The sequence below is a fragment of the Methylobacillus flagellatus KT genome, from assembly GCF_000013705.1.
In the GTDB taxonomy this organism is placed as follows: Bacteria; Pseudomonadota; Gammaproteobacteria; order Burkholderiales; family Methylophilaceae; genus Methylobacillus; species Methylobacillus flagellatus.
Genome location: NC_007947.1, coordinates 1,574,813 through 1,591,699 on the forward strand (window position 1 = coordinate 1,574,813; position 16,887 = coordinate 1,591,699).

Below are 16,887 nucleotides of genomic sequence, written 5' to 3' on the forward strand. Positions count from 1 at the left end.
CAAGATTAATCGTCTTCCACCACCATCCCGGGGAAAAGCACGTCGGTAAAGCCAAACTGGGCAAGGTCACGGATTCGCATCGGGTAAAGAATACCGTCTAGGTGGTCGCATTCGTGCTGTACCACTCTTGCATGGAAACCGCTAACCAAGCGGTCTATTGGGTTTCCATATTGGTCATAGCCGGTGTAATGCAACCGCTGATACCGAGGAACTATGCCGCGCATGCCCGGGACGGAAAGGCACCCTTCCCAGCCATCCTCCAGCTCTTCACCTATCGGGGTCAGCGTGGGATTAACCAGTACTGTGTAGGGTACCTGCTCGGCATCCGGATATCGCGGATTATGGCCCACACCAAAAATTACGACCCGGAGGCTGACACCAATTTGCGGGGCGGCGATCCCAGCACCGTTCAAATGCGCCATGGTGTCTTCCATATCTTTGATCAACGCATGAAGTTCAGGTGTATCGAATTGTTGGACAGGCTCTGCCTTTTGCAATAGCAAAGGCTCTCCCATTTTTAGCACAGGTTTAACAGGCATGGCCTACCACGACCCTTTCTATCAGATTTCGGACACGTTGCATGGTTTTGTTGAGGACATCCCCCATGTTGTCGTATTGGATGCCCTTTGCGCTACTTCCCCGCCCCGCCGCATGATTGGCCACGGGACAAATGGCCGCGTAGTGCATATCTAGCTCCCGTGCGAGCGCCGCTTCCGGCATGCCTGTCATGCCAACCATGGTAGCGCCGTCCCTTTCCAGGCGGTTGATTTCTGCGGCAGTTTCAAGACGGGGGCCTTGTACACATGCATATACGCCCCCGTCGATGATGGACTCACTTATATTGGTTGCAGCCTCCAGACACAAGTTGCGCAACCTGTCGCTGTAAGGCATTGTGAAATCAATATGTTTCACCGGCAGGTCGCCGCCGTCATAATAGGTATTCTTGCGTCCGTGCGTATAGTCTATGATCTGGTCCGGCAACGCAATCACGCCCGGATCCAAGCGGGGATGGATGCCCCCAACGCTTGCGACGGACACAATGTCCCGTACGCCTTCGGCATGGAGCGCCCAAATATTGGCACGATAATTGACGATATGGGGTGGAATGGTATGTCCATGCCCATGCCGGGGAAGAAAAATCACTTCGTAACCGCAAATGTCGCCGTAAGTTAAAGGGCCGGAAGGTTCGCCATAAGGCGTGCGTACAATCTGCCTGCGCTTGATCTTGAGATTGGCCAACTTGGTCAGCCCCGTACCTCCAATAATACCTAGCATGAAAACTCCACAATGACGGATTGACACATTGTAGCGCAACAATCTTCACGTGCCACCCAGCGCGATAAAGGGTATTTTATGGCATACTTTATGCTGCTTATGACCACACCCATTCAAGCCACTATCCAGCAGAGCATGGCGCTTGCCAAAGCCCATTATGAAAATTTTCCTGTTGCTTCTGTGCTCCTCCCCAAGGATTTGCGTGCACCCGTTGGCTTGGTCTATGCCTTTGCCCGCCAGGCTGACGACTTTGCCGACGAAGGCGAACTGTCACCGGAAGAACGGCTGGCGTTGCTAGATGGGTTTCGCTCACAGCTAGACCAAATCAAGCATGGAGCAACGCCTGACACGCCTTTGTTCCAGGCATTGCAGGCCATGATCCAAGAGCGCGATCTACCACTGGAACCATTTTACGATTTGCTTTCCGCATTCAGCCAGGATGTCGTCAAGGCTCGCTACGCCAATTTCGGTGAGGTGATTGATTATTGCCGTCGCTCAGCCAACCCGGTCGGCCGGTTGATGCTGCATCTATATAAGCAAGCAACGCCCCGCAACGTGGCTTTGTCGGATGCAATCTGCACTTCGCTCCAGCTGATCAACTTCCTGCAGGATGTCGATGTCGACTATCGCAAGAACCGCATTTACCTGCCACTAGATGAGCTGCAGAAATACAACATTACAGAGCAGCAGATTGCCGGTCAGCATAGCGGAGGCACTTGGAGTCTATTCATGGAATTCCAGGTAAACCGCACGCGCAAACTGCTGCAATCCGGGGCACCGCTTGGCCTTGCCCTGCCAGGCCGTATTGGGCTGGAAATGCGGATGATCATTGCCGGCGGTGAGCGCATCCTGAAAAAGCTTCATCATGTTCGGGGCGATGTGTTCAACCAACGCCCAACCCTCAAGCCAACGGACTGGGCCTACATGCTGTACCGCGCAGTAAGAAAAAAATGAGCCCGCAAGAATATTGCCAGAATAAAGCCGCTGCCAGCGGCTCCAGCTTCTACTATAGCTTCCTGTTCTTGCCGAAAGCCAAACGAGAGGCCATTACCGCCTTGTACGCTTTTTGCCGGGAGGTAGATGATATTGCCGATGACGTTCAGGATGTCAATGTCGCGCAAACCAAGCTCAACTGGTGGCGGAGTGAAATCATCAATCTTTTCGAGGGGAAGCCACAGCATCCCGTTACCATGGCCCTACAGTCTCCGGTAAGGGAGCTCAAGCTCAAGCAGCAGCATTTTCTCGAGATCATCAATGGCATGCAGATGGACCTGGAGCAAAACCGTTATCGCGACTTTGAAGAGCTCGAGCTTTACTGCTATCGCGTTGCCAGCGTAGTTGGCTTGCTCTCCGCCTCCATTTTCGGGTACAGCAACCCGCAAACCCTGCAATATGCATTGGATTTGGGCATGGCCTTTCAGCTTACCAATATCACGCGTGATGTCGGTGAGGATGGCCGCAGAGGACGGATTTATCTGCCGCTGGATGAAATTAGTCGCTTCGGGGTCAGCGAGCAGGATATCCTGCAAGGCAAGGCCTCAGACAATATGCGGCAATTGCTTGAATTCCAGGTGGAGCGTGCAGAACGCTATTACGAAAAGGCACTTGCCGAACTGCCTCTGGAAGACAGAAAGCAACAGCGTACTGGCCTCATCATGGCATCCATTTACCGCACCTTGCTCAAGGAAATCAAGAGAGACGATATTCAGGTTGTGCTGAATGCGCGTGTTTCCCTTACTCCTATACGAAAGCTCTGGCTTGCCTGGTTGACATGGATCCGCAATTAGCGCCGCGTGTTGCGGTGATTGGCGGCGGCTGCGCCGGTCTGGCCGCTGCCGTTAGACTGACACAAGCCGGTTTCAAGACTACCCTGTTCGACGCTAGCCACCAACTGGGAGGCCGGGCACGAAGCATCACTTGGCAAGGTCTTTCGCTGGATAATGGACAGCATATCCTGCTTGGCGCATATGCTTCTAGTCTTGAGCTCCTGCAAACATGCGGGGTAGAAATCCGAACCAGCTTGTTACGCTTACCGCTCAAGCTGGAAATTCCGCATGAGTTTTCCCTTAGAAGCATGCCTGCCCTGCCTGCGCCATGGCATATCCTCGGTGGATTGCTGCAAGCGCAAGGCCTCAGTTTTCAGGAGCGCCTTGCTGCCGTGCGCTTCATGGCCAGTCTGCGGTTACAACGGTTCCGCCTGCCAACCGACATGCCACTGCACCAAGTGCTGGCAAGTCAGCCCACGAGACTCATTACCGTGCTATGGGAGCCACTCTGCCTGGCTGCCTTGAACACACCGATTGCTACGGCAAGCGCACAAGCATTTCTCAATGTGCTACGCGATAGTTTTGCGCACAAGAAATCTGACAGCGACTTGCTTCTGCCTCGCGCCGACCTCACGACACTCATTGTCGAGCCTGCAGCAAACTTTATCCAATCGCATGGTGGCCGGGTCAATCTCAATGCACCGATAACTAGCCTGCATGCGCAGGATCATGGCGTACGACTCAAGTCCAGGACTGAAGAGCAGGATTTCACCCATGTCGTCATTGCCACCTCCCCTTTCCGGGTCGCGCCATTATTGCAAACGCTGCCTAGCATGGAGGATATCATTGCCCAGTGTCAGGCGTTGCAATACCAGCCTATTTACACGGTCTACCTGCAGTACCCTTCAGCCATTGCCTTGCCTCAGGCCATGCATGGACTCGCCGGAAAATTGGGGCAATGGGTGTTTGACCGGGGTCAGCTATACGGGCAAACTGGTCTTCTTGCTGTTGTCATCAGTGCAGAAGGCAAGCATCAGGCACTGACACAATCCGATCTTGCCACCAAGATACACCAGGAACTCCAAGACGTTTTTCCTAGGCAGCTGGGGACGCCGCCACTATGGCATAAAGTCATTGCAGAAAAACGCGCAACCTTTGCTTGTACAGCTGGCCTACCTCGGCCGGTGCAGGCTACGCCGCACCCGCGCATACAGCTAGCAGGGGACTATGTCAGCACCGGAGATGCTTTCCTGGACTATCCCGCCACGATTGAAGGCGCCATCAGGAGCGGCTTTCAGGCAGCTGAAAATATTATCAAAGAACATTAATTTATCTTATTAACAAAATGATAATTAACAATTTTTTAGACTTTATTACCCACTGGGCAATCATGAGTCTATCATTATGGATCGCCAGTATGATTTTTCCGGGAATCACGTTTTCCTCCAGGTTTTCCCTGCTTATATCAGCGCTGGCACTTGGCTTCGTTAACGCCGTTATTCGCCCCCTGTTACTCGTTCTCACCTTTCCACTCACGCTGGTAACGTTCGGCTTTTTTGCGCTCGTCATCAATGCCTTGATGATCATGCTGGTTGCCAAGCTGATCAAGGGGTTTGAACTCTCGGGGTTCTGGACGGCATTCTTTGCCAGCATTTTCATTGCCATATTGAGCTTTTTCATTGAATGGATGCTTCCCAGCCAGGGTGTCGACCTGGTGATGCCGGCCATTGGCAATAACCCAAATACCATCTCGATCTAGTGCCATGCATTCAGCCCGGATAGTGGATTCTCGCCTTCCTGGTTATTTGATATGCTTGAACGATAAAAGAAACCGAGCCGCTTGATCTTCAACTCCCCAAAAAAGCAAAGAGCACATACCTTGCGCATCCTTTTTGTCACTTCAGAGGCCTACCCCTTAATCAAAACTGGCGGCCTCGCAGATGTCAGCGGCTCATTGCCAGCCGCTATACGCGACCTTGGTATCGATATCCGCATATTGCTGCCAGGTTATCCGGCAGTGCTGGAAAAGCTGCAAGAAAAACACCTCATCACGCAGATTCATGGCCTGCCGGAAGTGGGCAGCGTTAATCTGCTGGGGGGCAAAATGCCGGATACAGGGGTCGATGTCATGGTGGTTGAACATGCCCAGTTGTTCGAAAGACCGGGTGGCCCGTACAACGACGGCCAAGGCATTGACTGGGGCGACAATGCTCTGCGCTTTGGCATCTTGTCCAAAGTAGGCAGTATATTGGGCGGCCTACACTCGCCCTTGCAGGACGACTGGATCCCTGACGTTGTCCACTGCAATGACTGGCAAAGTGGGTTAACTCCTGCCTTCCTGCATCATTCGGCCAGCCCTCATGCAAGATCCATTATCAGCATTCACAACCTAGCATTCCAGGGCAACTTTGCGCCGGAATGGGTACAGCGGCTGGGCCTGCCTAACCACAGCTACCAGATGCACGGCCTTGAATATTATGGGCAGATGTCTTTCCTGAAGGCCGGAATCTACTATGCCGATAGCATTACTACCGTCAGCCCGACCTATGCCCGTGAAATCCAGACGGAGCAATACGGCTTTGGCATGCAGGGATTGCTGGCAGCCCGAAGCCATGAAATTCATGGCATATTGAACGGGATTGAAATTCAGGAATGGAATCCGGCTACCGACCCTTACCTTGCAAAGACCTACAACCTGGAGCATCTTGCAGACAAGAAAATCGTCAAGAAAGCACTTCAAGTCCAGTTGGGGCTCGAGACCGCACCCCACAAGCCACTGCTTGGCGTCGTCAGCAGGCTTACACACCAGAAGGGCTTGGATATTTTCCTGGAAGTGGCAGAGAGCCTATTGGCAAAGCACTGCCAGATTGTCGTACTTGGCAGCGGTGAAGCACACATGGAGAACGGATTCAAGGATCTGGCGAGACGATATCCCCGCCAGGTGAGCGTAACGATTGGCTATAAGGAACCCTTGTCCCATCAGATCATGGCAGGTGCGGACATGTTCATCATGCCATCCCGTTTTGAGCCTTGCGGACTCAACCAGATGTATGGCCTGCGCTATGGTACCCCCCCTGTCGTGACCCGCACTGGCGGGCTGGCTGATTCAGTCCAAGACAGCAATAGCACTACAATGAAAAACAACACGGCAACGGGATTCGTACTGGAATCTGCGGAACCTCGCCAACTGCTTCATACTGTGCAGCGGGCCTTGGTGTATTATCACGATCCGAGGGCATGGCGCAGAATCCAGCGTAACGGCATGCGCCGCGATCTGAGCTGGACCAGCAGTGCAAAACTCTATCTGGACCTGTATCAATCACTTGCCCAGCGCCGCTAGGCCGCCCATCTGCCAACGTCAGCCCTGCCAATATCCATAGTTAGCAAACTGTTACAACTGTTTAACAGTTTGCTAACCATTTTGCCTGTCCCGGCAATAATTCAGCAATACTTCGACTTTAATATGCTACCTAACGCAGAGTAAATGGCATAGCCAATGCTTTTTAATGTGCGAGCTTTCTCCAAAGCTATACTTCTCCTCCCTTAGTGGGTGCGTTTAACGCACCCCTTTTTTTTGCCCGTCGCTCCCGGCTATCTACGCCATCCGAATGAAGTGCTCGCGGTAGTATTTGAGTTCATCGATCGACTCGTAAATATCTGCCAGCGCCTCATGTTTACTGGTTTTCTTGAATCCAGCGACCAAGGCTGGTCGCCAGCGCCTGGCCAGCTCCTTGAATACACTCACATCCAAGTTACGGTAGTGGAAGTAAGCCTCCAGTTCTGGCATATAGCGCGCCATGAAGCGCCTGTCCTGGCAAATGGAGTTGCCACACATCGGGGATTTTCCCGCAGGCACATGCTCTTTGAGGAAGTCGATCATCTGCTGCGAAGCTGCCGCTTCATCCAGGGAGGAAGCCTTCACCTTCTCAATCAGTCCGGAACGTCCATGCGTTCCCTTGTTCCAGGCATCCATGCCATCCAGAACGGCGTCAGACTGGTGAATTACCAGCACTGGGGATTCACCGAGTACATTCAGCTCTGCGTCAGTGACAACGGCTGCCACCTCCAAGATGCGGTCACTGTCTGGCTGCAAACCGCTCATTTCCATATCCAGCCAGATAAGGTTATCGTTGTGTTGTGGCATCATGATTTCCATTAAAATGTGCGCGGATGCAAAGAAAGGTGAACCTTCCACCGCGTTCTTGCTTCAAAATAAGCGTGATATTCTAACTGATAAATAAGCAAAATGATGGCAACGAACCTGACTATCCTGTTCATCTCTCTCCTCGTATTCACTACCCTTGTCCGGATCTGGCTGGGTAGGCGGCATGTCCACTATATCCAGCGTCACCGAGACAAAGTACCGGATGCATTCAGCTCCAGCATCAGTCTGGGTGCTCACCAGAAAGCAGCAGATTACTCTTCGGCCAAGACGCGTCTTGCCCTTGTGGAAACCACGGTTCAGGCCGTGCTGTTATTACTGCTGACGATAGGCGGGGGGCTGCAGCTGATAGATGAAATATGGCGCGGCCTATTGCCAGATCACGACATCATCCGCGGGGCTGCGGTCATTCTGAGTGCATTGCTGGTGAGCAGCGTGGTGGACCTGCCCTTCGACTATTACCGTACCTTCGTGATCGACCAACATTTCGGCTTTAATAAAATGACGCCTGCGATGTACTTCAAGGACATGGTCAAACATGGGATCGTCGGATTGTTGCTTGGTGCCCCTCTGCTGTTTGCCGCGCTCTGGCTCATGCAGGGTGCTGGCGACTACTGGTGGTTTTACTTGTGGGTGGTATGGAGCTTGTTCAATCTGTTGATGCTGGCGATTTATCCGACATTCATTGCGCCTATGTTCAACAAATTCTCCCCGCTGGGCGATGAGTCGCTGAAACAGCGCATCGAAGCCCTGTTGACTAAGTGCGGATTCAAGTCGCAAGGATTGTTCGTCATGGACGGTTCCACCCGAAGCAGTCATGGCAACGCCTACTTCACCGGTTTCGGCGCAAGCAAGCGAGTCGTCTTTTTCGACACCTTGCTGGAGCGCCTGAATGGAAATGAAATTGAAGCTGTCCTCGCTCATGAGCTCGGTCACTTCAAGCACAAACATGTGATCAAGCGTATCGCCTTGATGTTTTTCGTCAGCTTCATTGGGCTAGCTTTGCTTGGATGGCTTGCCCGCCAGGATTGGTTTTATGCCGGGCTCGGCGTTCAACAGCCCAGCGACTATATGGCGCTGATCTTGTTCCTGCTGGTTACTCCAGTGTTCTTGTTCCTGTTGCGCCCCCTACTTGCAGGTTACTCGCGCAAGAACGAGTTCGAGGCAGATGAATATGCTGCACAGAATGCCGACGCACGCTACCTGGTCGAGGCATTGGTCAAGCTTTACCGTGACAACGCGTCCACGCTGACACCAGACCCGCTGCATTCGGCATTTTATGATTCACATCCGCCAGCCAGCATTCGTATTTCCCGGCTTAATGCATTGATCGTACACTAGCCTTGTCCAATATGCTTTTAAACGGACTGGTGGTTGCATCCTACGGCAAGCGCTACGGAGTGGAGCTGGAGGATGGTACGGAGCTGAGCTGCGTGACCCGAGGGAAGAAAACAGACCTTGCCTGCGGCGACAAGGTCAAAGTCAGGCTGACTGGCCCGGGAGAAGGCGTGGTAGAGCAGCTCGAGCCTAGAAGCAGCCTGCTCTATCGCAGCAATAGCTTTCGCAGCAAGATGCTTGCCGCCAACGTGACCCAGGCAGTCATTGTGCTGGCGACGCAGCCCAGTTTTTATGAGGAACTCTTGAATCGTTGTCTCGTGGCATGTGAGGCCGCCGGAGTCAAGGCATTGATTGTGCTTAACAAATGCGACCTGGACAATGCCAACGAGGCCATGTTGAGACTGCAAGACTATGCTGCACTTGGCTACAATATCCAGCCTTTGTCGGCACGGGATAATGTTGCCCCGCTCAAGCCCTGGCTCCGAGGGGAGACGAGCGTGCTGGTTGGTCAGTCTGGCATGGGAAAATCCACTATCGTCAACGCATTGCTGCCGGGAAAAATGGTCAGAACCCAGGAAGTCTCGACTGTGCTTGATAGCGGCAAACACACTACCACAGCAGCGCACCTCTATCACTTGGATGCCGAAAGCAAGCTGATCGATTCCCCAGGCCTTCAGGAATTTGGCTTGCATCACTTGAATGCCGAACAGTTGGAGCTCGCGTTTGTCGAGTTCCGGCCCTACCTCGGGAAATGCCGGTTTAACAATTGCCGACACCTCAAGGAACCTGATTGTGCCATCCAGGCGGCAGTAGACGCCGGCGACATATTGCCGCGCCGATTTGCCTGTTATCAGCAGTTACGCCAGGAAATTCCATGAGCACCGCGCTGGTGTCTCATCCTGATACGCTGCTGCATGTCATGGATGGTCTGCATCCCGAGTCACCAGCACGCATCACGGCCATCATGGACGCGTTGGCAGAACACCGGTTATTAGATAAGCTGCAGCGCCACGAGGCTCCCCAAGCCACGGATGAAGCACTGTTGCGCGTACATGATGCTGCCTATATCAAGCATATCCGCAGCATTGCGCCTCGCGCCGGTATCGTGAGGCTGGACCCGGATACCGCCATGGGGCCAATGTCATTGTCGGCTTGCCTGCATGCTAGCGGCGCCGTTATCAAAGCCGTTGATCTGGTCATGCAAAAGCAAGTAACCAATGCATTCTGTTGTGTCCGACCGCCAGGACATCATGCAGGCAGGGCGCGCGCTGCAGGCTTTTGCATTTTCAATCATATTGCAGCAGGCGTTGCTTATGCGCTGGCCTCCTACAAACTCAAGCGCATTGCGGTTCTCGATATTGATGTGCATCACGGCGATGGCACCGAGGATATCTTCCGTAACGACCCGCGCGTCATGCTGTGCTCCACCTTCCAGCATCCTTTCTATCCGCACAGTGGGGCAGATACGCGCCTGGACCATATCGTCAATGTTCCCTTGCCTGCGGAAAGCGACGGCGCAGCATTTCGCGAAGCGTTCCTGCTGCGCTTCGAACCCGCATTGCAGCGATTCCAGCCCCAAATGGTCTTCATCTCTGCTGGATTTGATGCACATGCAAACGATCCACTGGCACAGTTGATGCTAAAAGGTGAGGATTACCACTGGATCACGCAGTTCGCGATGAGAATCGCCGAGCAACATGCAGACAATCGCATCGTATCCCTGCTGGAGGGCGGCTACCATCTCCCATCGCTCGCGGAATCGGCAACAATCCATGTCAGGACCTTGGCAGGACTTTGACGACTGAAGGCATCCATCAGGATGCTGAAGTCACGATAGTCTTTGCTGTTATAATCGCGCCATGCAAATCACCACTCGCCTTGAGTTCGACGCCGGACACCGTATCCCCAGCCACAAAAGCCAGTGCCGTAACCTTCATGGGCACCGGTATGCGCTGGAAATCACGCTTTCGGGGAATATTATTGAGCAGGAAGGCGCATCCGATCATGGCATGGTCATGGATTTCTCCGACGTCAAGGCCATAGCCAAGCGCTGCGTCGTGGATCAATGGGATCATGCCTTCCTGGTATACGAAGGCGATAAAGTCGTGCTGGAGTTCCTGCGCAGCCTGCCCAACCACAAGACTGTCATTTTCAGTAGTGTGCCAACGGCGGAAAATATGGCGGCAGAGGCGTTCCGCATTCTCAAGGCACAATACCACGATACCTACGGCACTCAGCTAAAGCTAGAACGCGTCCGTCTCTACGAGACCCCTAACAGCTGGGCTGACGCGTTGGCTTAAGCCACATATCACTGGGGCCAAACGCAGGCGCCACTCTTGCTCATAGCCTGCAGATATTCTTCATGAGCTGCGAGCTCGGCCTCGCTGGCGGTCAAGACCAGTAATGGCTTGCTGCGCGTCAACCTGATCTCTCCACTACCCTCTATTGGCCCCTGATCCAGCATATCAATCATCAGGCTTTCCTGCCCGCGGGTCATCGCCATGTAGACATCAGCAAGCAACTCTGCATCCAGCAAGGCGCCATGCAGGGTACGTGAGGAATTGTCTATGCCGTAGTGCCTGCACAACGCATCGAGATTGTTGCGTTGCCCAGGCCGCATTTCCTTGGCCATTTTCAGGGTGTCGATAATTTCAAGCACGCTATGTTCGATGTTTTGCCGCCCCACCCTATTGAGCTCGGCATTGAGGAAGCCGATATCAAACGGTGCATTGTGGATAATCAGATCTGCCCCTGAAACGAATTGCAGGAACTCATCGACGATATCGGCAAAGCGCGGCTTGTCCTGCAGGAATTCCAGCGTGATGCCATGAACCTCCTGCGCCGCCTCATCAATTTCACGATCCGGGTTGAGGTAGACATGGAAGTGGTTATTGGTCAGCCTGCGGTTGACGAGCTCAACCCCGGCAATTTCAATAATGCGATGCCCTTGAGCGTGATAAAGCCCAGTGGTTTCAGTATCCAGAAAAATTTGCCGCATACTCATTCCCTATACCACCTCTCGACCCAATACCTGGTCAACACCCTTGTTGGCCAATGCATCGGCGCGTTCGTTGCCCACATTGCCCGCATGCCCCTTGACCCAGACCCATTCCACCTGATGCTGTTGCACCAAACTATCCAGTGCCTTCCAGAGATCGACATTCTTCACAGGTTTTCTATCACTGGTGAGCCAGTTTCTGGCTTTCCAGCTATGTACCCATTCAGTGATGCCTTTCTGCACATACACCGAGTCCGTATAAATCCTGACAGAACATTGGCGCTTCAAAGCCTCCAGCGCCCGGATGACCGCGGTCAGCTCCATACGGTTATTGGTCGTCACCAATTCGCCTCCCCACAGCTCTTTTTCATGGCCGGCAAATGAGAGCCACGCTCCCCAGCCGCCGGGCCCTGGGTTGCCTTTACAGGCGCCATCTGCATAGATTTCGATCACGTTGCTACTCATGTTTATTCTGTATATCCGTCCTCTGGGTTGGTGTGGGCAATAGGCCTGCCTTGAGCTTGGATTTGTTCCATGCGGGTTTGATCAGGCGCATGCCGATGACACGCTTTTTCGCGAGCACAAAGTAGACCCCACCCATCAAGGGCCAAAACCTCGCCCCTAGGCGCTCAATCATGCGGAGTTTACCCTGGCCGCTGCTATTGCGGAAAGGTGGCATGTGGCAGGCCATCCTGACTTCGATAACCTCAAAATCCAATAGCGTCAGCCAATCCTTGATCCGCATCAGACTGAGAAAATTGGCATCCCAGGGATAGATTTCATGATCGCTTGCCAGGCGGCGTGCCCCCCAGGTGCTGACCGGGTTGAAGCCGGTAATGGCGATGTGTCCTTCAGGTACCAGGACACGCGCGGCTTCACGTAGCGTCTGGTGCGGATGCTCGCTAAAATCCAGAGTATGCGGCAATAGCAGTAAATCCAGGCTCTCCGCTTGAAAGGGAAGTTGATGGGGCGCGCAGCGTATGGCGCCACCCCCGCCATCTGCATTGAATTGATATGGGATCCGGCAATGCCGCAACAATGGCATTTTCAACATGCCGAACTGCATGGCATTGAAGCCGAAGATATCGTGCACCACCTGGTCGAACAATGCCTGTTCCTGCTCCTGCAGGTATTGCCCTAAAGGGCTCTCAAGCCATTGCTCCTGCTTCTCTATTGACATCGGGCCCTCAACATATCATTAATAGGCATCACGCTTGGACCGATCACTTTAATGTTTGAGATTATCCCGATTCTTGCCTTCGAGGACAATTATATCTGGCTGTTGCACCAGCACGGACACGCCCTGGTAGTAGACCCAGGTGATGCGCACCCGGTGCTGGAAATACTTGATGCGCGCGGTTTGCAGCTGCGTGCGATTCTGGTTACTCACCACCACCAGGACCATACAGGGGGTGTCGAGGAGCTAATCCAGGCCACCTCCGCCCAGGTATTCGCACCTGCCAAAGAACAATTTTCCTTCCCTCATCATCCAGTCACCGCTGGCGACAGGCTGGATATTCCAGGAATTGCACTGTCCCTGTCGGTACTGGACGTTCCTGGACATACTGTTGGCCATGTGGCCTATTATGGCGATGGTATGCTGTTCAGTGGAGACACCTTGTTTGGTGCTGGATGCGGTAGATTGTTTGAAGGTACGCCTGGGCAAATGTACTCTTCGCTACAACAGCTCGCCCAATTACCTGTGAACACGAGGGTGTATTGTGGACATGAGTATACCGAGCGCAACCTGGCATTCGCCTTATCCCTGGAGCCCCACCATGAAGCGCTGCTTTCCCGCCGAGAAGCAACGGCCGCCTTACGCGCACAAGGTTTGCCCAGCCTGCCATCCAGCATGGCGCTAGAGTTGGCGACCAACCCCTTTTTGCGTTGTCATGAACCCGGGATAATCGCAGCATCAAAAAGTGCAGCCACTGATCCAGTGAGCGTCTTTGCAGCAATTCGTGAAATGAGAAATCATTTTTAATCATTAAGATAATGAAATGACTTCAAGTGCGTCGTTTATTTCCGTCATAGGCTTGACGCTGCATTCCCTCATTCGCTACTATCCTAGCACCCCAAGCCATCACGAGAAATGTGAATGACTGTGAAGTCCCTGCTGAAGCTGGTATTACTGGCGTCCCCCATCATTACAGCTCCCGCAGCTTATGCTGTCACCAATGTGGTCGGCGATGAAATCATCATCCTTGGAGACTATCCCAGTGATGACGTAGCAAGCTACATGCCCGATGGCACACACCTTCAGAACGAGGAAAATCTCGCTACCCTGGATTTATGGCAACGCATTCGAGATGGCTACGGTATCCCGGACTTACAATCCCCCATCATCCAAACGCATGAAAGCTGGTACTCATCCCGCCCTGATTACGTCAAACGCATGGTCGAACGTAGCCAACGCTATCTCTACCATATAGTAGAAGAAGTGCAGAAACGCGGCATGCCGACAGAAATTGCGCTTCTACCTATGATAGAAAGCGCGTTCAATCCCCTTGCACTTTCGCGCAGCAGCGCCTCGGGAATCTGGCAATTTATCCCATCGACCGGCAAGAATTTCGGTCTCAAGCAGGATTGGTGGACTGACAGCCGCAGGGATATCACGGCAGCCACCAATGCCGCCCTTAACTATCTGCAAAAGCTTTACATCATGTTTGGCACATGGGATCTCGCCCTGGCAGCCTACAACGCGGGAGAAGGCACTGTGAGCCGCGCCATCGCTCGTAACCGCAGCCTTGGGCTTCCTACTGACTATCAGAGCCTTGAGCTTTCTGATGAGACCAAAAACTACGTGCCCAAGCTGCAGGCGATCAAGAACATCATGACCAACCCGCAACGCTACGGATTGGATGTACAGAGCATTCCCAATCGACCTTACTTCGTCAAGGTCACGGCTCCGCAGAAGATAGACGCGGAATTGGCTGCAGAGCTGGCAGGCATTACCATCGAGGAATTTTCCTCATTGAATCCTGAATACAACCGCCCGGTACTGACTGCCAAAGGGCAGGTACATGAAATTCTATTGCCGATCACTGCGGCACAAACTTTTACCAGCAATCTGGCCGTGTACGACAAGCCACTGGTCAATTGGCAAACCTATTACGCCAAGCGAGGCGATCGCATGGACAATATCGCCCGCAAATTCGGCATCGATCCGGTAAAACTGCGCGAGGTCAACGGCCTGACGACGAATAACCTTGTCCACAATATGCCCTTGCTGGTGCCTTTACAGGCTAATGCAGGCGACAGTGCTGAGATTGCCGTCACCGAGCATGACCGGTTAACCAACATTGCCGCCAGTGCACCAGCTTCCGGCACTAACAAGCATATCGTCAAGAGTGACGATACCATCAGCGGCATCGCCAAACGCTACAACATGAGCAGTAAGCAGTTGATGAGTCTGAACGGCCTGAAATCCAGCGCCTTGAAGCCAGGTCAGACGCTGATGCTGGCAACCTCATCAATAAAACCCGCATCCAAGGCGCCTAGCCGCCATTATGTCGTCAAGCGTGGCGACACCCTGGACAGCATTGCACGTAAGTTTGATGTGCATAGCAAAGACTTAAAACGTTGGAACAATCTGACCAATTCTCACATCGTTCCTGGCAACAAGCTGACGGTTTCCCGTCCAGGCGAGGCTTGATGGCTTTTCCACATGCGTGATTCCTTATCTGACTTGAGCCATGTTGCAGCGCTGACAGTATTGCTGGCTGTCTGCCTTTCTGCTTGTGGTCGTGCGCCAATAGAACCAATCGTCAATTACGACCTTGAATATCCGCCTGAGTATGGCGGCACGATGATCGATGCCACCCGCGGTGAACCGAGCGGCCTGATTACGATGATCGCCGGAGAATCGGCAGCATCTGCAGTTGCGCAGAATATTTTCAGCAGTTTATTGCGTTACGACAAGAATCTGGAGTTCGAAGGGGAGCTGGCAGAATCATGGGCAATATCGCCAGACCAGAAAGTCATCACCTTCAAACTTAAACCCAACCTGAAATGGTCGGATGGCAAGCCGCTCACCAGTGCAGATGTCCTCTTCACATGGAGGCTTATCACAGATGAAAATACGAGGACACCGTATGCCTCGGACTATAAACTTGTGATCAAGGCAGAGGCGCCTGATGAACGCACATTCCGAGTCAGCTATGCCGAGCCTTATGCTCCAGCGGTCAATTCCTGGGCCGGGCTGGACATCCTGCCCAAGCATCTGCTTGAGGGCAAGGATATCAACAATACGCCTTTTGCCCGCAATCCAGTAGGCAGCCATTACTACAAGCTGGAGAAATGGCGTCCCGGCGAACAGATATCTCTTGTAAGCAATCCCTTGTCAACACAGGGAGTGCCGCGCATAGAGCGCCTGGTCAGCAGGTTCATTCCGGATGAGGCCTCGCAGTTTCTGGAGTTGATGGCTAACAATATCGACACCATGACCTTGTCGCCGGTGCAATATGCTCGCATCTTCCCCGCCAGGCCCGAGCTGCAGAAGAAATTCTCGCTCTATAAAGAGTTGGGCAATAGCTATACCTATCTTGGCTTCAACCTTAAGCGCAAGCCTTTCAATGACGCTCGGGTGCGCAAGGCCATTAACTATGCCATCGATAAACAGGAGTTGATCGACGGAGTATTGCTCGGCATGGGAGAGCCGGTGGCTTCGCCCTACAAGCCGGGCACCCGTTGGTCCAACCCCCACCTCCAGCCATACCGCTATGATCCGGCCAAAGCTCAAGCTTTACTCGAGGAAGCCGGGTTCAGAAAAAACAAGGATGGCATCATGGAGCGTAACGGCAAGCCTCTCTCGTTCGAAATTCTGACCAATCAGAACAAACAGCGTGAAATGAGCGCAGTCCTGATTCAGCGCCGGCTCAAGGAAATCGGCATTGATGTGCGGATCAGGGTGCTGGAGTGGGCCAGTTTCATCGGTCGTTTCATCAAGACCGGTGATTTCGATGTAGTGTTGCTTGGATGGCAGCTGGCGATCGACCCTGATCAATATGCCATTTGGCACTCATCTCAACAGGCGCCCGGACAGTTCAACTTCATCGGGTATAAGAATCAGCGCGTTGACCGACTGTTGGAACGTGGCCGCATGGAACTCGATCCCGACAAGCGCATGCGCATCTATCACGAGTTTGCTGAAATCCTGCTCGAAGATAGCCCTATTGTCTATTTGTTCGCAGGCTATGGCCTGCAAGCCATACATAAACGCATCAAAGGCATCGACAACCCTGCCCCGCCCGCCGGGATTGGACACAACACTCAGGACTGGTATATTCCCAGGCCTTTGCGACGCATGGAGATCAGCCAGTGAGGAAGATGAATACTGGCGGCCGCCC

18 protein-coding genes are annotated in these 16,887 nt (G+C 53.2%); 12 read left to right on the plus strand and 6 right to left on the minus strand.

The window, feature by feature from the left end; all coding sequences use genetic code 11:
• Positions 1–5: 5 nt before the first annotated feature.
• Positions 6–539, minus strand: a complete 534-nt coding sequence (gene def, locus MFLA_RS07525) for a peptide deformylase (RefSeq protein ID WP_011479688.1) — start codon at positions 537–539, stop codon at positions 6–8.
• On the minus strand, positions 529–1,275 hold the full coding sequence (locus tag MFLA_RS07530) for an S-methyl-5'-thioinosine phosphorylase (RefSeq protein ID WP_011479689.1): 747 nt from the start codon (positions 1,273–1,275) through the stop codon (positions 529–531). Before MFLA_RS07530 ends, def begins: the two co-directional genes overlap by 11 nt.
• Before the next feature lie 99 nt (positions 1,276–1,374).
• On the opposite strand from MFLA_RS07530, the gene hpnC reads away from it, so the two are divergent.
• The 5 genes from hpnC (at position 1,375) to glgA (ending at position 6,381) form a co-directional block, all read left to right on the plus strand.
• A complete protein-coding gene (hpnC, locus tag MFLA_RS07535; protein WP_048811910.1) occupies positions 1,375–2,229 on the plus strand; it encodes a squalene synthase HpnC in 855 nt (284 codons plus the stop codon).
• Complete coding sequence (gene hpnD, locus MFLA_RS07540) at positions 2,226–3,062, plus strand: presqualene diphosphate synthase HpnD (protein WP_011479691.1); 837 nt, start codon at positions 2,226–2,228, stop codon at positions 3,060–3,062. Before hpnC ends, hpnD begins: the two co-directional genes overlap by 4 nt.
• Positions 3,047–4,369 (plus strand): hydroxysqualene dehydroxylase HpnE, encoded by a 1,323-nt coding sequence (gene hpnE, locus MFLA_RS07545; RefSeq protein WP_011479692.1) that lies wholly within the window; start codon positions 3,047–3,049, stop codon positions 4,367–4,369. The genes hpnD and hpnE overlap by 16 nt, the downstream gene beginning before the upstream one ends.
• 17 nt (positions 4,370–4,386) lie before the next feature.
• A complete protein-coding gene (locus MFLA_RS07550; RefSeq protein WP_011479693.1) occupies positions 4,387–4,800 on the plus strand; it encodes a phage holin family protein in 414 nt (137 codons plus the stop codon).
• A gap of 120 nt (positions 4,801–4,920) precedes the next feature.
• Complete coding sequence (glgA, locus tag MFLA_RS07555) at positions 4,921–6,381, plus strand: glycogen synthase GlgA (protein WP_048811912.1); 1,461 nt, start codon at positions 4,921–4,923, stop codon at positions 6,379–6,381.
• 255 nt (positions 6,382–6,636) lie between these two features.
• On the opposite strand, the gene orn is transcribed toward glgA, so the two are convergent.
• On the minus strand, positions 6,637–7,185 hold the full coding sequence (orn, locus tag MFLA_RS07560) for an oligoribonuclease (protein ID WP_195742159.1): 549 nt from the start codon (positions 7,183–7,185) through the stop codon (positions 6,637–6,639).
• Between the two features lie 105 nt (positions 7,186–7,290).
• Here orn and MFLA_RS07565 point away from each other — a divergent pair, with 105 nt between their 5' ends.
• The 4 genes from MFLA_RS07565 to queD all read left to right on the plus strand — a co-directional run bounded on the left by MFLA_RS07565 (position 7,291) and on the right by queD (position 10,841).
• A complete protein-coding gene (locus MFLA_RS07565) occupies positions 7,291–8,544 on the plus strand; it encodes a M48 family metallopeptidase (protein ID WP_048811631.1) in 1,254 nt (417 codons plus the stop codon).
• An 11-nt stretch (positions 8,545–8,555) separates the two neighbouring features.
• Positions 8,556–9,419 (plus strand): ribosome small subunit-dependent GTPase A, encoded by an 864-nt coding sequence (rsgA, locus tag MFLA_RS07570; RefSeq protein ID WP_011479697.1) that lies wholly within the window; start codon positions 8,556–8,558, stop codon positions 9,417–9,419.
• A complete protein-coding gene (locus MFLA_RS07575; RefSeq protein WP_011479698.1) occupies positions 9,416–10,339 on the plus strand; it encodes a histone deacetylase family protein in 924 nt (307 codons plus the stop codon). Before rsgA ends, MFLA_RS07575 begins: the two co-directional genes overlap by 4 nt.
• A gap of 61 nt (positions 10,340–10,400) precedes the next feature.
• Entirely contained in the window at positions 10,401–10,841 is a 441-nt protein-coding gene (queD, locus tag MFLA_RS07580) for a 6-carboxytetrahydropterin synthase QueD (protein ID WP_011479699.1), read from the plus strand.
• A gap of 8 nt (positions 10,842–10,849) precedes the next feature.
• Here queD and dnaQ read toward each other — a convergent pair whose 3' ends face one another.
• The 3 genes from dnaQ to MFLA_RS07595 are packed head-to-tail and all read right to left on the minus strand — an operon-like array spanning position 10,850 to position 12,719.
• The gene (gene dnaQ, locus MFLA_RS07585; RefSeq protein WP_048811632.1) at positions 10,850–11,539 is read right to left on the minus strand and encodes a DNA polymerase III subunit epsilon; all 690 of its coding nucleotides are present in this window, start codon (positions 11,537–11,539) and stop codon (positions 10,850–10,852) included.
• Between the two features lie 9 nt (positions 11,540–11,548).
• Complete coding sequence (gene rnhA / locus MFLA_RS07590; RefSeq protein WP_011479701.1) at positions 11,549–12,004, minus strand: ribonuclease HI; 456 nt, start codon at positions 12,002–12,004, stop codon at positions 11,549–11,551.
• Positions 11,997–12,719 (minus strand): class I SAM-dependent methyltransferase, encoded by a 723-nt coding sequence (locus MFLA_RS07595; protein WP_011479702.1) that lies wholly within the window; start codon positions 12,717–12,719, stop codon positions 11,997–11,999. Before MFLA_RS07595 ends, rnhA begins: the two co-directional genes overlap by 8 nt.
• A gap of 51 nt (positions 12,720–12,770) precedes the next feature.
• On the opposite strand from MFLA_RS07595, the gene gloB reads away from it, so the two are divergent.
• From gloB to MFLA_RS07610, 3 genes are all read left to right on the plus strand, one after another.
• Positions 12,771–13,523, plus strand: coding sequence for a hydroxyacylglutathione hydrolase (gene gloB / locus MFLA_RS07600; protein ID WP_011479703.1), 753 nt, complete (start codon positions 12,771–12,773; stop codon positions 13,521–13,523).
• 114 nt (positions 13,524–13,637) lie between these two features.
• Complete coding sequence (locus MFLA_RS07605; protein WP_011479704.1) at positions 13,638–15,194, plus strand: lytic transglycosylase; 1,557 nt, start codon at positions 13,638–13,640, stop codon at positions 15,192–15,194.
• A gap of 12 nt (positions 15,195–15,206) precedes the next feature.
• Entirely contained in the window at positions 15,207–16,862 is a 1,656-nt protein-coding gene (locus MFLA_RS07610) for a peptide-binding protein (RefSeq protein WP_011479705.1), read from the plus strand.
• The last annotated feature ends 25 nt before the right edge of the window (positions 16,863–16,887 follow it).